The following is a 14,387-nucleotide window of genomic DNA, read 5'->3' on the forward strand; positions in this document are numbered from 1 at the left end:
ATAGGTCCTATATGAGATTGCATCCGGCTGAAATTGCCAAAGAAATTCGGGATTTCTCTTTCTTCAAATCCTTTACGGATGATTTGCTTTTGCAAACGTCAGCTATGATTCATACCGAGTCATTTGCTGCCGGGACCGTGCTTTTGCAAGAGGGTGCAACAAACAGCTCCCTGTTCTTTTTGCGAACAGGCAAAGTTGAAGTTTCTCTGGCTTCCGAGGTGATTGCCACGCTGGATACGCCGGGCGAAGTCTTTGGCGAAATGAGTGTCATCACTAAAAATCCAACCTCGACCACAGTAAAGGCCTTAAGTGCCGTGGAATGTTTTGTCATTCGCACCGAGGACTTTGCGCATGTGCATCCGAAGGACAAGGATCGATTTCAGGCACTGCTTTTTCAGATCTATTGCAATGTTCTGACCCAGCGTCTGGTGAAAACCAACGAAAAAGCCCGTCTCTTTGAAATTCTGAATCGCGAGCTTCACGAGGCTCAGCAAAAAATCGAAAAAGTCGGCGGGCATGTCCTTCTGGTGGAGCCCGACAAAAAGCAACAGCTTCCAGTGCGTATGGCTCTGGGGGGCACGGGTGTTCAGCTGGATATCGCCAATGATTCTGAAGGTGCCCGGCAGCTTTTGGCAGAAAACAAATACGATTTGGTTCTGTGCGAAGAAGGCTGTGTTGAAATTCTAAAAGAAGTCCATGACCAGAACGCCGCGAATTATTCGGTACTTCTGACCAGCAAGGACGTGCAGGGGAACCTGCAGATCCTTCAGACCAATCGTCATGTGGATCACATTGTTTCGCGTGACGCTGAAGACCGCAACGCCACCATCCGTTATATTCTGACGGCTTTGGGTAAGCTGTTGAATAAGGATCTTTTCGGCATCGAAAAGTATCTGACCTGGGGAGTGGAAGTTCAGAACAAACTGGTTTCCTGTTCCAATCAGCGCGAAGGACTTCGTGAAGATCTTTATGGCTATTTCAAGAAAATGGGCGTGCGCACGACGGTTCTGGATCGTGTGAACACGGTTGTTGAAGAAATGCTGATGAATGCGATCTACGATGCTCCGGTGGATTCTCAGGGGAAGTCCATCTTTAATCATGTGTCACGCAAGGAAGAGGTGCAGCTGGATACCCATCAGCAGTCCCAGCTTCGTTATGCCAGTGATGGAGTGCTGTTGGCTGTCGCGGTCAAAGACCCCTTTGGATCTCTGACAAAAGATATTATTATCGACTATCTTTTAAGCTGCTATAACGGCCATGCTGGCAGTATGAACGCTGAAAAGGGCGGGGCCGGACGTGGTCTGCATCAGATTATCGAAAATGCGGATCTGACGGTATTCAATGTTAAAAAAGGTGTGCGCACGGAAGTGATCTGTCTGTTTAATATCGACGGACAAAAACGCGAAGCGCAACCTTCCTTCCATTATTTCTTCGTATAAAGCAGCAGTCCCATCAGCATCTGCCCCAGAAGAACACAAGGCACTGTGGGTAGATTTGTGGATTGCAGGGATACGACAAATCCAAAACCACTTCCCAGCAAAGCAATCAGCAGCATCTTAACCAGATAGCTTCTTAGATTTTGACTGCGGGATGCGGCAAAGCTGGTGGCAATAAACAGACTGCCCATTGTGTATAGATAGCCCATACTTTGAATGGCCATCGTGGTCAGCAGCAGGGTGCCCAGGTCAAAGAGGCGATTTTTCCAACTTTGATGGATGGCACTGTGGTTGGCCAACTGAAAAGATCGCAGGGACAGCTCCCGCCAGTTACTTAGCAGGAACAAGCCGAACAGCAAAGCACCTGCCAGACACCCGATAGCTCCGGCATCACTCATCACAGCCAGATCACCAAAGTAAGAAGCTGCGATATGACTTTCCAACGCCGGGGTCATATAGCTGACCAGATAAGTCAGAGCCAAAAAGAAGACAAACAAAGTCAGATAAATATGATTGCGGTCTGATTTGGCTTTAATAAGCAGATCCATCAGCAGCAGCGTGATCCAGCCCAAAGAAAGCCCGATCAGCAGGCTGATCCCGTGAAAATCCGTGCCCAGCAGAACATTAACAGCAAGACCCAGAACAATTCCCAGCGAGGTTCCCTGCCCCAGAACGAAGACCTGCGCACTTTTTTCCCGGGCCGTCCACTGCGAACCGATCAAAGCCAACACCGCAGCCATGATCACTGAAGAAGGCAGTGACCACTTGTAGATTTGTAAAAGAGGCAGCAATGAGGTCATCGGATCTCCAAAGAGCGAAGATTTTTCCATACTGAAAGCAGCGGGCGGTGAGACACCAGGATCAAGGAGCTTTGTGGATGCTCGTTCAGAAAGAAGCTTAAAGCCTCTTCCAGAATATGACCGGATTCCTGATCGACGTGATTAAAAGGTTCATCCAAAACCAACAGACGGGGTTTTTTAGCCAAAGCCGAGGTCAGAAGGACCTTCTGTCGCTCACCACCACTGGCTGTGTTCCATTTCTTATTCAGATCCAGATTCTTTAAAAGTCCATTACTGGCGGGTTCGCTGTTCAGAACATCCCGCAAAGTCAGGGGAAGATGAAAATGCAGATTTCCCAACTGGGGCAGATACTGCACGTCCTGCAAAGGCACTTCAAAATTGAAGTTTCCCGTGAAAGGTTTGTGCAATCCCAAAAGAGTTTTTAAGAACGAGCTTTTGCCAGAGCCATTTTCCCCTTTTAGAAGCAGGACTTCCCCTTCCCCCAGATCAAAGCTGATTTCGGGTGACAGAAAGTTTCCTTCGGGGCTGAGAACCCGGACTTTATTGACATGCAGTAAGGATTTCATTCAAAGGATTTCCCCAAAATTTTTTGCAGAGCCTCGATGGAATTGGCCTGTCCCTTATTTTGTACATAGGACGGGACGGTCACGACTTTGACTCCGGACAATTCCTGAAATCTTTCCAGAGTTTTGTGAGGTGCCGACGGACTGGCCAGCAGGATTTTTACATTTTGCTCCTTGGCCATCTTTGCTGCCACGGCCATGCGCGCTGCGGAAGGCGGCATGCCCGGCTTTTCTTCAAGGGACCCGGCAGACTCCAGCCCGTAGGAGCTGAAGAAGTAAGTAAACTCCTTGTGATATTCCATGACTTTCACTTTCGGCAGATTCTTTGCCACCTGGGCATGCAGATCGGTCATGGATTTTTTGAACGTATCATAATTCTTCTGAAAGACAGGGGCTTGTGATGGCGCCGCCACCGAAAGAACACGCACAACTTCCTGAGCACCTTCAGCCAGTTTTAGTGGATCAAGATTGAAGTGTGGATTGCCATGGGCATGAACATCACCCAAAGAGCGATCAATGATTCCTTTGGGAACATCCAAAGGGGTTACGCTTTTTCCAAGGAAACAGGAGCCCGGGCCCCCTTCCTGAACCGTGCTGTTGCCGGATTTGCCAAGCACTTTGGGCAGCCAGCCGATTTCAAGTTCCAGACCCATCGCACACACAATGTCGGCCCGATTGACCTTCAAGATATAGTCCGGACGAGCTTCCGCAAAGTGGGGGTCCTCGGAACCGCTTAACAGGCTTTGCACTTCCACCTGATCCTGACCGATCGCGCGCACCACTTCCGCGATGTCCGGTGTGGTGGTGACGACTTTGATTTTAGCTTCTGCTGCAAGGGCCAAACTGAAAAAAGCGCAGATAAGATATTTCATGGCATTGTCCTTAGAATGAATGGGCAGGATGGGCACCCAAAATAGCCACCCACTGGAATTCAAGCTTCTGATTGATGGTGTCCGATTCGCCCTGATAAGTCTGATTATCATAGGTGTACGCCACACGTAACAAAGAGAACTCACTGTTTTTAAATGTCAAAGTTGGAACAGCGGCATAATTCAGATTTTTTTGACGAGATCCATCACTGATGAAGGCCCGGCTGAACTCCGAGAAAAGATCCACGCGCATCCCCACAAAAAGTCTTTCGGATAAAGCAATCTGCGGAAAGACATAGGCGCCAAGCTCTTCTGTGGTTTCATAGCCCGGCCCGCTTTGATTGCGATACCACAGCTCCGATTGCACCAACAGCGTGGTGATTTTACCTTCAGATTTTTTATAGACGAAATCAAAACCATAGAGCTGGGTCTTAAGTTCCGTAGCATCTGTTCGTCCCAGATAATTGGCGCCCCATTGCAAAGCTCCGCTGTCGCCCCAGTCCACAAAGTTCACAGCATGCAGATAGTGAGTGGGTACTTGAGGCTTTTCCCCGGCATCATGGCTGTGACCATAGGTATAACCGTTGGTCACACCAACAGTGATGTCCCAGAAAGAATCTGTGGGAAGCAAAGTCGAAAATTCCGCACCTGTGTCGGCCACACCTTCTTCATCGAAAAACGCGGCTTGTACACGGGGGGCTGATACAAAAGCCCAGTCATGTTGATGGAACTGATTCAGACGTCCCACGCCCAGGAAAAATTTCCCGACCCGAAAGCGGGAATTCGGAATCACCTTGCTGGAACCCACATAGGCCTCATGCACCTCGGCGACAAATTCTCCCTCTTCATTGTGTGCAGCAAAATTTAAAGTGGCATCGAATGTCGGGTCCAAGGGGCCGAAAAAGATCAGCTCTGCAGAGCGGATATCCAGTTTGTTTTCTGCGGAATCTTCAAAATGCAAGGGCGCAACAAAATCCAGGGCTGCCGCAGACTGCATGTTTTGCAGAATCTGGGCATGGGCCTGGAAGGACAGTAGAGAGAACAAAATCAGTGTGAAAATTTTCATTCGTGAGCATCCTGTGGTGAAGAAAGTCGTGCGTTAGTCAGTTGGGCATTTATCAGTTCAAATCCCCAAGCTCGGCCGGAACCATTTCCGGGAGAACTGTCGTAGTTTAAATCCAGGCTGTCTTCGGCACTGTTATAAATGGTGTTCGTGTGATTCATGCTCGAAGACTTGGCGCCCACCCAGATCATGACATGGGCGGGATGTTCATTATTGTGAACGTCCATGGTGAAAGTCAGCTTCTGAGTAGCGTCGATGTCAGTAAAGAGTGAGCTCCAGTTCTGGATTTGTCCCTGCGCTTCGGCTTGGATCAGCAGGGCTCCGCCCTGACGTGCGAACTTGAATTTGAAGCCGCTTTGCAACTGTGAATTTGTAAATGTATGAAGTGTCAGGCTGCCGCCGTCTTGCAAATTGAAGCTGATCTCAAAGTTGGCTGCCGAAGCAACAGAGGAAAGTCCTTCTGTCATCAGCCCTTTGTTGTTGCCAAGATCATAGTAAGACGATTCCCCGACAGGAAGGGCCTTGCTGAGATTGTCTTTATCTGGATTGTAGCCGCCCCCACAGGCAGCAACCATAAGTGGGACTAGCAAGAAAATTATAAAACGTATCATGACTAATCCTGATAGCGGGGTTCATGAGGGCCCGGATTGCGGCTGCGATGGCAGTCAAAATGGTCGCCGTGCATGTGACACATAAAGTGTGACTTTACTTCTGCATTAGCAGACAGGTGGCTTAAACTCACCCAGATGTCCCCGTGGGTCTGCCACATTTTTACGCCGGTGATTTCAGGCAAAGGTGCAATTTTGCGGGAAAAAATATCGGCAGAATAAGACAGAGCGGCGATAAATTCATCAGCGCCCCACTGAATATTATTTTCGGCAGAATCGATAATCCCAAGATCCGCAGAATCGTGGCAGTGTGATTCAAATTCATCATCATGGGCGTGGAAGTGGCAGTCGTAACCTACAACGCGTGTTGTGGAGCTTTCATCCTGATAGGTCAGTTTAACAGCGCTCTCGTTTCCGCTGAAAAAAGTTTGAAACCCAATAAGCCCACCAATATTGCCAGATTCAAAAAGTTCCAAGGCGGCGACAGAGGCAGCCGTGACCGGGGACTTGCCAAGAAGATTCGCGTCGTGATTGTGATCGTGGGACCAACTGACTGACGGAAGGATAATTAAAAGGCTAAGGACGATTTTTTTCATAAGCACCTCGTTTGGATAATCTGCTTCTAGCACCGTCATTTTCTAAATGCAATAAATTTGCATTTAGAAAATGAGCTGAGAAATGATCGGGCTGTCGTTAGCAGTAAGTATTTGAAATAATTAGATATATTTTAATCTTGGGGCGCTTGGGAACAAGGGGCAGCGAATCGTTGCATTTCAGAGTCTGCGGTTGCGGACCCCGATGGGCTCGGCTACAAAAGGGCATGCCTGGATTGATTCGTTTTCGTTGGATTGCCATTGTTTGTTTGTTGCTTGGAACGATCCCGCTTTTGAAGTGGGGTTATTTGGACAAGCGCCATTTCCCATACATCATCGCTGTGTTGGTACTGCTGGGAATTTTAAATGTTCTTGGTCAGGGCATCTGGCCTAAGCAGGAAGAGTACGGGCAAAAGCATGTTCTGGTTCATCTATGGGTGGATCTGCTGGCGGCGGTGGGTTTGCTGTTTGTCAGTGGCTCTGCGAATAATCCGTTCGTCAGTATTTTGTGCATTCATTCTTTCCTTGGGGGGATGCTGTTACGAAAAAAAGCCTCCTATTTATTTGGAGCCTCGGTTTTATCCCTGCTTTTGATTTTGCAGTATGAAACTTATCTGGATGCGCAGAAAACGGTGGGGATGGATTTTTCAGAGCTGTCTTTGCGTTTTCTGTCCCAGTGGGTGCTGATCACTGCCTCGTGGTTCGTCAGTCACTATTTCTCGGCCTTGTTGGCGAAGAAAGAGCGTCGCATTCGTCTGTTGCAGGATCGTCAGCATCAGGCGGATCGTTTGAAATCCCTGGGCGCCCTGACTGCCGGGTTCTCGCATCAATTGGCAACGCCAATGAATTCTCTGAAGCTTCGTATGGAAAGAGGTTTGCGTAAACTCGATACAGATGTGGCTTCCGCGCGCGAAGAGCTGCAAAAAGCCCAAAGCTCTTTGGATGAATGTGTCAGTGTGTTTCAGCATATGGCTTCCGTATTCTCTCGTTCCTCGCAAAGTGAACTGCAAAATGTTGAGTTGCAAAATCTGGTGAAAGATCTGGTGGCTGTCTGGGAAAAAGAAAATTCATCCGTTAAGGTTGAAACCTATCTGACCACTGACAGTCTGCCATGCCGTTTGCAAACGCTGGCTTTTTCGCAAACTCTGTTTGATCTTTTGGATAATGCTTTGGAGGCGTCCGGTTCAGAGGCCACCTTGTATGTTCGTCTTTACCAGAAGGACACTTGGGCCGTGCTGGAAGTGGTCGATAAAGGATCGGGTATTTCCGAGGAAATACTGTCCCGCTTGGGAGAGCCTTTTGTCACCGGCAAAGAAGCCGGAAATGGACTGGGCATTTATTCCGCACAGATGATGGCTCAGGCCTCGGGCGGAGATTTTCTGATTGCCAATAATACTTCTGGAAAAGGCGCAACGGCCCAAATCCGCCTGCCTTTGGAGGAAAGATAATATGGAACAACAACTGCAAACCACAAAAACCATTCTGCTGGTGGAAGATGACAGGGGACTTCGCGAAGTTCTGACAGAAGAGCTGCAAGAACGTGGCTTTCAGGTCAAGGCCTTTGCTGAAACACCGGATTGGTCTGAAGTGCCGCGACTGGATTGGGCCTTGCTGGATCTGCGCGTGGGCAGTGAAAACGGTTTGGATTTTTTAAAAGAACTGAAAAGTCGTTTTCCCACAGTGCGTGTCGTGATGATGAGTGGCTTTGGCAGCGTGGCTTCCGCAGTGAAAGCCATGCAACTGGGGGCACATAATTTTATCGCCAAGCCTGTGACCGTGGAAATGATTTTGCGGGCCTTTGCCGACCAGGGTGGCGACATGGAACTGCCGGAAGAGGAGATCTCTCTGGCCCGGATGGAGCGCGAATATATTGACTACGTTTTGCAAAGCTCAGAAGGCAACATCACCCAAGCTGCCAAAAAACTGGGCCTGCACCGCCAAAGCCTGCAAAGAAAACTCCGCAAAAACATCCCCCGCAAATAAAGCTTCCGCCAAGCGGACTCCTCAAAGCTCGTAATATGCCAAGGGGCCAACGTCATAGCTGGCCCCTTTTTGCTATCTCTTTTCGCCAATCATTATAGATGCTTATAATATATTTACAATGTATTTACATAGTAGCAGGAAAGTGATATTATGGATTTCGAATGGGATGACGATATTTACAGACCCCAGAGCGTTGGAAATTTTTGATCCGGACAGTCCCGCCTCTGAAGATAGGTGGATTCGACTAGGATACTCGAATCACAACCGTGTGCTGTTGGTGATTTATTGCGAGAGAGTTTCTCCGGGACGGATTAGAATTATATCGGCTCGAAAAGCGGCGAAGAGTGAACAGATGAAATACTATTTCCGAGGTGTGTATGAAGAATGAGTATGATTTTTCTAAAGCTAAAAAGGGCAAAGTGGTTAAGGAAACCAAAGTTCTGAAAACTATTCGTCTTGATCCGGAAATACTTGAGTGGTTGGAGATCGAGGCGGAAAAGCAGGGGATGGGTTACCAGACTTATCTGAATTGGTATCTGCGAAAAGCCATGTCGAAAGAGCAGACTTTTGAAGATCGTTTGTTGAAACTGGAGAAAGCCGTTTTTCCCAAGAAGTCTTAGAAATAAAAAAGGCGCCTATGTGGCGCCTTCTTCTTTTTCGGTATTATCTTTTTTCTTATTTTCCAGGAACATCAGCAGAAGCAGAAGTCCTACACCGCCGACGATAGCCATGTCAGCGATATTAAAGGCTGGCCAGCTCCAACGGTTGTAAAGATGGAAATCCAGGAAGTCGATCACGTAACGGAAGCGCACACGGTCGATGTAGTTCCCAATCGCACCACCAAAGATGCTGGACAAAGCGATGATCTGTTTGGTGTCTGTGTCCTTCACGCCACGCAGGATACCCAGAATGATCACCAAAGCGATTGGTGGCATGGACAGGAAGAAGATTTCCCGGAACGAAGGATGGCTTTCGGCAAGGAAGCCAAAGGCAGCACCAAAGTTTCTTACATAAGTTAGATTGAAGAAATTCGGGATCACGATGACAGACTCACCCAGGTGGAAATGCGTGTGGACGTACACCTTCACCAGTTGATCCAGGGCCACTAAGAAGCCGGAAATAAGCACAAGCCAGATATATTTGTTCTTCATATGGGGGGCAGTATAGCCCAACTCCCGCCGGATATTAAATGATTTCGTAGAGATATAAGCTTACTTCAGTAGGGCTTTAGAGCGGCTGTAGCCGACTTTGATTAACATACGAAGGGCTTCAAGGTCCGAGCTTAGGTTGAACTCGCCTTTGACTTCCTGAATCATGGCTTTGGAGCTACAATCCAGCAGATCCACAAGGTCCTGAGTATGGGATGTCGTGGTCAGGGTCTTTTCCGTGTATGAAACCTGAGTCTGTGTCGCAGGCAAAGATGTCGCCACTACGGGCTGCGCCACCGGCGTATGTGTTGGCACGACTGCCTGTTGAGCTGGTGCCATCATCGGTTGTGCCTGAACAGCAGCAGCGGCGGCCGCTGTCATGACAGGTCTGTCTAATTCACCCATCATGCCTGCCAGACTTTTCAGCTCATTTTTGAAATTCTGAATGGAAGGTCTTTCCAAAGAATGATCGCCATCGCGAGTGGCTTTTAGATACAAGCTGACCAGAATATCCGGAGTCGTTGCCATTTCCTTGATCGAGCTATTCTGCACCATAAGCCATTGATAGGCTTTGAGCATCGTCTCTTTCGTGTATGCCTGTGGTGGCAACGGATTCATGGTCATTAATTAAAAACTCCGCGGGTGAGGGAGCCCAAACTACAGAGTTCATAACTTTGAGTCAATGCAGACTCCGCACTATTTCCAAACATTATGTGCTCAAAAAATACGCATCTCTAGATAGGGGGCCTGTCTGCCTATTACAAAACTAGAGGCGACGCAGAAAGGCCCTATTTATGAAAAACTTTTTCTTGATTTCACTGTTTTCGTGTTCGACGGAACACTAGTGTGATGCGCCTTTTTTCCAGTATCCGGTGGCCTTGATCCACTCAGGATTCGCTCCACGAACTGTTTCCAGAAGTTCCTTGATTTCTTTGGAACACTGAAGCTCGGTGGCGATCCAGCTGAAATACTCTCCATGCGGGAAGTTTGAGCGCAGCAGAGTTTCTTTCAGCAGGGATGAATCCCCCGCAGGACGTGTTTCGCGCGAAACCCATTTCACGGTCACGTTGGCCTGGGATTCAAAATCACGCTTTTCAGATTCGTGACCAATTTCGATAAACACCAGTGCCGCAGTGTTGGCGGGAAGTTCTGCCAGACGGCGCGCAAAAGATGGAATCGCACATTCATCACCCACCATCAGATACCAGTCAAAATCATAAGGAACGACCAAAGACCCACGCGGTCCCCCGACGCCCAGATACTGCCCCACTTGTGCTTGGCGGGCCCATTCCGCAGCAGCGCCTTCTTCGTGCAGGAAAAACTCCAGATCCAGTTCTTTGGCGGCATTGTCGTAACGACGGGGAGTATAGTCGCGCATGATGGGTTTTGCTCCTTCGGGGAACACAGGGCCTTGTGGGCCGACTTCAGGAACAACAGGCATACTTTCGCCGGGCTTCGGGAAAAACACCTTTACGTGGTCATCGGGAGAAGCGCTGATGAAATCAGCCAGATCCTCGCCGGTTAAGGTGATGCGTCTCATGCGTGGGGAAAGGTCAGCAATGGCTTTGACCTGTAACAGGCGGAATTTCAAATTGTGACGAACTGATTGAGGCTGTCTGTAAGCGTTTTCCATATTGGAACCTCCATGTCTTATTGTCTAGGAGGAGGGACCAGGGCACGCAACCGCTTTTCGTTCATCTCAAATATACATCACTCGCGTTATCAACGAGTTTGCGATTTGAAATTTCGGTCTGCTAAGTGAGGGATGAGATGAAAAGCTGTTGAGAATCAGAGGGCCAAAAAAAGAACTGCCGGGTGGGACCCGGCAGTTTTGTGTTTGAACTTAGTTGGAATAATCTTTTGCGATGATTCCGTATTTTTCGATCTTACGCAGCAGCGTTTTCTTCGGAATATTCGCATGCAGGGCTGTTTGATTGATGCGACCACGGAAGGTCTTCAAAGCCTTGATGATAAACTCTTTTTCAAAAGCTTCCTTCTGCGCATTGAAATCCAGATTTTCGCCAGAGTAAGGAACGATGTCGCCATCTTCCATGTCGTCCGCATCCAGGCCCATGTCGCCGTCTTCGTCATCACCCAAAGTCGCATGAGCTTGAGCCACAGAACCAAGACCTGTTGCTGCCACCGTCTGTGCTGTTTCCTGAACAGGCGGGATGTCGATCAGATTCGTACCTGTCGCCATCAGCAACGCTTCCGGCAAAGACGCAATAGTGATGATGTTGGTCATTTCCAGAACGAAAGCGTGTTCGATCACGTTTTCAAGTTCACGGATATTTCCCGGCCAGGAGTGCTTTTTCAGAACCGTCATCGCATCCGGAGCAATGCCGTTGATGCGTTTACCATGAGCCTGATTGAACTTGCGGATAAAGATGTTCACCATGTGTTCCATGTCGTCTTTACGTTCAGCCAAAGCAGGCAGGAATATAGGTACAACGTTCAAACGATAGAACAGGTCTTCGCGGAATGATCCGGCTTTGATCATTTCCTCCAACGGACGATTGGTCGCTGCGATAATACGAACATTGGTGGGGAATTCGCGGTTGGAACCCACTGGCGTGAACAGCTTTTCCTGAAGAACACGCAGGATTTTAACCTGCATCAACTGAGGCATGTCACCAACTTCATCCAGGAACAGAGTACCGCCTTCAGCAAACTGGAATTTACCGATTTTGCGTTGATCTGCGCCAGTGAAAGAACCTTTTTCGTGACCGAACAATTCAGATTCGAACAGGTTTTCCGGAATGGCAGAACAGTTGATCGCCACGAATTTTTCATCTTTACGGGCAGAGTTAAAGTGAATGGCTTTCGCCACCAGCTCTTTACCTGTACCGGAAGCACCACGAATCAGAACAGGGGTGTCAACTTTAGCCAGACGATGGATAATGTTGAAGACCTTTTGCATTTGAGAAGTGTGACCGATGATTTTACGGCCTTCTTCAACCATTACAGGAGCAGAGGCAGCGATATTGGAAATCAGGGTGTGCGCATTTACGGCTTTGTCGATCAGGGCAATCAGATCATCGCCAGCAACAGGTTTTTGCAGATAGTTGAAGGCGCCGTCTTTAACCGCTTGGATGGCATCGTTCAGGGTCGCATGAGCCGTCATGATTAAAACGATAGTGCCCGGATCAAGTTCTTTGATTTGGCGAAGGGTTTCCAAACCGTTCATGCGAGGCATGTCCACGTCCAGAATGACAACGTCATACTTCTTATCACCGGCTTTGATTTTTTCCATGGCATTGACACCATCGAAAGCTTCATCAATTTCAAAGCGCTGCGTGACGGACAGTGCGGATTTTACCGAAAGTCTTAAGCCCTGATCGTCATCTACAACCAAAACCTTAAGCATGCGTACCCCCTTGTTCGATTGGTAGTTCTACCGTAAATGTGGAACCATTACCATGGGAAGATTCTACAAAAATGCTTCCCCGGTGCAGTTCCGTGAAATATTTCGCCAAGTACAGCCCCAGGCCAGAGCCTTTGATCGGCGAGGACTTCACGTTCTTAGAGCGGAAAAATTTCATAAAGATATTTTGTAACTCATCCTGAGGGATGCCGGGGCCCTGGTCGGCCACCTGAACGATGACCTTGGTGTCGGTCTCTTCACTGCTGACCATGATTTTCGTGTCTTCCGGGCTGTATTTAATGGCGTTTTCAACCAGGTTCGAGAACACCTGCTTCATCAGCTCCGGGTCCACGGGAACAGGGAACATGGGTTCCAGCTCAGACACGATCTGGATGCGTTTTACTTTGGCAAGGAATTCGTGCTTGCGGATAACCTCTTGAAGCAGGTTATTGATGTCCTTGCTTTGTAAATTCAACTGAACACCCTGACTTTCAATACGGCCATAGCTCAGGATCGCATTGATGAACTTTAAAAGGTCATCCGAGGAATGCTTGATCGTATCGACAGCCTCGCGCTGCTGGGTGCTCAGGGCGATATTGTCCGACAGGATCACATCCGTCATGCCCTGAATGCGCGCAATCGGGGTTTTCAAGTCATGGGACATCATCGAAATGAAGTTGGTTTTAAGCTCTTCCACCTGACTGAGCAGCTTGTTCTTCTGATAGTATTCCCAGCTACGTCGGTTTTCCACGATAAGACGGTAGGGGATGAAGAAGTAATAGCAAAGCAGGATGGTCAGCAGAGGGGCTGCCATAGGTAGCCACAACCCCAATGTCCAGAAGGCAAGGACTGACAGCAGGACGAATCCGGCGAGAGTAGCCCCCAGTACCAACAGACCCCGTGTCGGCTTCATTGTTAGAACGACCTGAGTCGTTAAAACCGAAGCTATCAGGATGAAAAGCCAATTGATGTATTTGGAAACCTTGATAGGACCGGAATTCTTAATCAACGTGTCGATGATATTGGCCTGCATTTCGATGCGGGTCATCGCCATGACATCACGACTGAAAGGAGTCGTGATGTATTCAGCCTCATTCAGGCCAAGATCTGTTCCAATAATAACTATTTTGTCTTTGAAGCGTGAAAGATCCACCTGTCCGTTGCGAATGGCTTCAAAAGATGTGGATGGATAAGACTTTGCCGCATGGAAGTCTATGTAGCCTTGATCAGTTCCATAGAAGTCAAAAAGACCTCTCAGGCTGGAAATGTCAGCAGCTTGCGGGGTTACCAGCGCCGCCAGGCGCACGGGTAGCATCGTTTGATCCTGATAAGTAAGAATCATACGTCTTGTGACGCCGTCTTTGGCAAAGTTCACTAAATCAGTTGTCTTAGGGGCGGGCACAATAGCCACTTTTTCCAAAGGATCCTGCAGGAAGAGCTGGTCTTCCTCACCTTTCATGGGGGTCGTACGACTTGCCACGTAGGTGTTCGGGGTGGAAATAATCGTTTCTTCCCAGACGTTTTTATCATCAACATTGCCGGGTGTTTCGTCGAAGTTAAAGTCGTATGCAATGGCTTTGGTTTGCTGAGCCGCCAGAGTTTTCAACAACGCCGTTTGTTCTTTTGCGGACGGGAACCCCTTATAAAGCTGAACTGTCTGAGGAGTGATATAGATCAGTTCAATATTGCCGGAAGTTGTATTGCCGATCTTGGTACGAACACGAAGATCGTAAAGATAAGATTCAAGATAATCTAAGTTTGTTTGAGCAATGAAAAAAGAAATCCCCACCGCAAAGAGCATTCGCAGCACAAGAGCTTTAAGGGAACTCTTTGCCGGAGTTCCTGATTTCTCTTCAAGGGAGGGAGGAAGAGCCATGATATCCTATCTTTTAACGAACCGGGATGCAGCCTTCGCCAGTACCATTTCCAGGCCCAGCTTTGGGATTTGTATTTGGCTTGG

General features: G+C 48.4%; 16 protein-coding genes. 5 read left to right on the plus strand and 11 right to left on the minus strand.

Translation table 11 applies throughout. From position 1 onward, the window contains the following. Positions 1–11: 11 nt before the first annotated feature. A complete protein-coding gene (locus tag EZJ49_RS14545; RefSeq protein WP_262552945.1) occupies positions 12–1,439 on the plus strand; it encodes a cyclic nucleotide-binding domain-containing protein in 1,428 nt (475 codons plus the stop codon). Here EZJ49_RS14545 and EZJ49_RS14550 read toward each other — a convergent pair. The 6 genes from EZJ49_RS14550 to EZJ49_RS14575 are packed head-to-tail and all read right to left on the minus strand — an operon-like array spanning position 1,424 to position 5,935. Next, the gene (locus EZJ49_RS14550) at positions 1,424–2,236 is read right to left on the minus strand and encodes a metal ABC transporter permease (protein ID WP_262552946.1); all 813 of its coding nucleotides are present in this window, start codon (positions 2,234–2,236) and stop codon (positions 1,424–1,426) included. The genes EZJ49_RS14545 and EZJ49_RS14550 overlap by 16 nt on opposite strands. Beyond that, the gene (locus EZJ49_RS14555; RefSeq protein WP_262552947.1) at positions 2,233–2,802 is read right to left on the minus strand and encodes an ATP-binding cassette domain-containing protein; all 570 of its coding nucleotides are present in this window, start codon (positions 2,800–2,802) and stop codon (positions 2,233–2,235) included. Before EZJ49_RS14555 ends, EZJ49_RS14550 begins: the two co-directional genes overlap by 4 nt. Further along, entirely contained in the window at positions 2,799–3,671 is an 873-nt protein-coding gene (locus EZJ49_RS14560) for a metal ABC transporter substrate-binding protein (RefSeq protein WP_262552948.1), read from the minus strand. The genes EZJ49_RS14555 and EZJ49_RS14560 overlap by 4 nt, the downstream gene beginning before the upstream one ends. A 10-nt stretch (positions 3,672–3,681) precedes the next feature. Further along, complete coding sequence (locus EZJ49_RS14565) at positions 3,682–4,734, minus strand: outer membrane beta-barrel protein (RefSeq protein WP_262552949.1); 1,053 nt, start codon at positions 4,732–4,734, stop codon at positions 3,682–3,684. Then, positions 4,731–5,342: a hypothetical protein gene (locus EZJ49_RS14570; protein WP_262552950.1), complete on the minus strand. Its 612-nt coding sequence runs from the start codon at positions 5,340–5,342 to the stop codon at positions 4,731–4,733. The genes EZJ49_RS14565 and EZJ49_RS14570 overlap by 4 nt, the downstream gene beginning before the upstream one ends. Positions 5,343–5,344: 2 nt before the next feature. Continuing rightward, positions 5,345–5,935 carry a hypothetical protein gene (locus EZJ49_RS14575; RefSeq protein ID WP_262552951.1) on the minus strand — a complete coding sequence of 197 codons (591 nt, stop codon included), beginning with the start codon at positions 5,933–5,935 and terminating at the stop codon, positions 5,345–5,347. Positions 5,936–6,159: 224 nt separating this feature from the next. Here EZJ49_RS14575 and EZJ49_RS14580 point away from each other — a divergent pair, with 224 nt between their 5' ends. From EZJ49_RS14580 to EZJ49_RS14590, 4 genes are all read left to right on the plus strand, one after another. Further along, positions 6,160–7,380, plus strand: coding sequence for a sensor histidine kinase (locus tag EZJ49_RS14580; RefSeq protein ID WP_262552952.1), 1,221 nt, complete (start codon positions 6,160–6,162; stop codon positions 7,378–7,380). Between the two features lies 1 nt (position 7,381). Beyond that, positions 7,382–7,915, plus strand: coding sequence for a response regulator transcription factor (locus tag EZJ49_RS14585; RefSeq protein ID WP_262552953.1), 534 nt, complete (start codon positions 7,382–7,384; stop codon positions 7,913–7,915). A 166-nt stretch (positions 7,916–8,081) separates the two neighbouring features. Continuing rightward, complete coding sequence (locus tag EZJ49_RS16455; RefSeq protein ID WP_410468769.1) at positions 8,082–8,303, plus strand: BrnT family toxin; 222 nt, start codon at positions 8,082–8,084, stop codon at positions 8,301–8,303. After that, complete coding sequence (locus EZJ49_RS14590) at positions 8,293–8,535, plus strand: BrnA antitoxin family protein (protein WP_262552954.1); 243 nt, start codon at positions 8,293–8,295, stop codon at positions 8,533–8,535. Before EZJ49_RS16455 ends, EZJ49_RS14590 begins: the two co-directional genes overlap by 11 nt. 15 nt (positions 8,536–8,550) lie before the next feature. Here EZJ49_RS14590 and lspA read toward each other — a convergent pair whose 3' ends face one another. The 5 genes from lspA to EZJ49_RS14615 form a co-directional block, all read right to left on the minus strand. Next, on the minus strand, positions 8,551–9,066 hold the full coding sequence (gene lspA, locus EZJ49_RS14595) for a signal peptidase II (protein ID WP_262552955.1): 516 nt from the start codon (positions 9,064–9,066) through the stop codon (positions 8,551–8,553). Between the two features lie 60 nt (positions 9,067–9,126). Beyond that, on the minus strand, positions 9,127–9,687 hold the full coding sequence (locus EZJ49_RS14600) for a hypothetical protein (RefSeq protein ID WP_262552956.1): 561 nt from the start codon (positions 9,685–9,687) through the stop codon (positions 9,127–9,129). Between the two features lie 217 nt (positions 9,688–9,904). Next, positions 9,905–10,696, minus strand: coding sequence for a siderophore-interacting protein (locus tag EZJ49_RS14605; RefSeq protein ID WP_262552957.1), 792 nt, complete (start codon positions 10,694–10,696; stop codon positions 9,905–9,907). Between the two features lie 210 nt (positions 10,697–10,906). Beyond that, on the minus strand, positions 10,907–12,430 hold the full coding sequence (locus tag EZJ49_RS14610; RefSeq protein ID WP_262552958.1) for a sigma-54-dependent transcriptional regulator: 1,524 nt from the start codon (positions 12,428–12,430) through the stop codon (positions 10,907–10,909). Continuing rightward, on the minus strand, positions 12,423–14,303 hold the full coding sequence (locus EZJ49_RS14615; protein WP_262552959.1) for a CHASE2 and HATPase_c domain-containing protein: 1,881 nt from the start codon (positions 14,301–14,303) through the stop codon (positions 12,423–12,425). Before EZJ49_RS14615 ends, EZJ49_RS14610 begins: the two co-directional genes overlap by 8 nt. Positions 14,304–14,387 lie beyond the last annotated feature (84 nt).

Source organism: Bdellovibrio bacteriovorus, from assembly GCF_025558485.1.
Taxonomy (GTDB): Bacteria; Bdellovibrionota; Bdellovibrionia; order Bdellovibrionales; family Bdellovibrionaceae; genus Bdellovibrio; species Bdellovibrio bacteriovorus_G.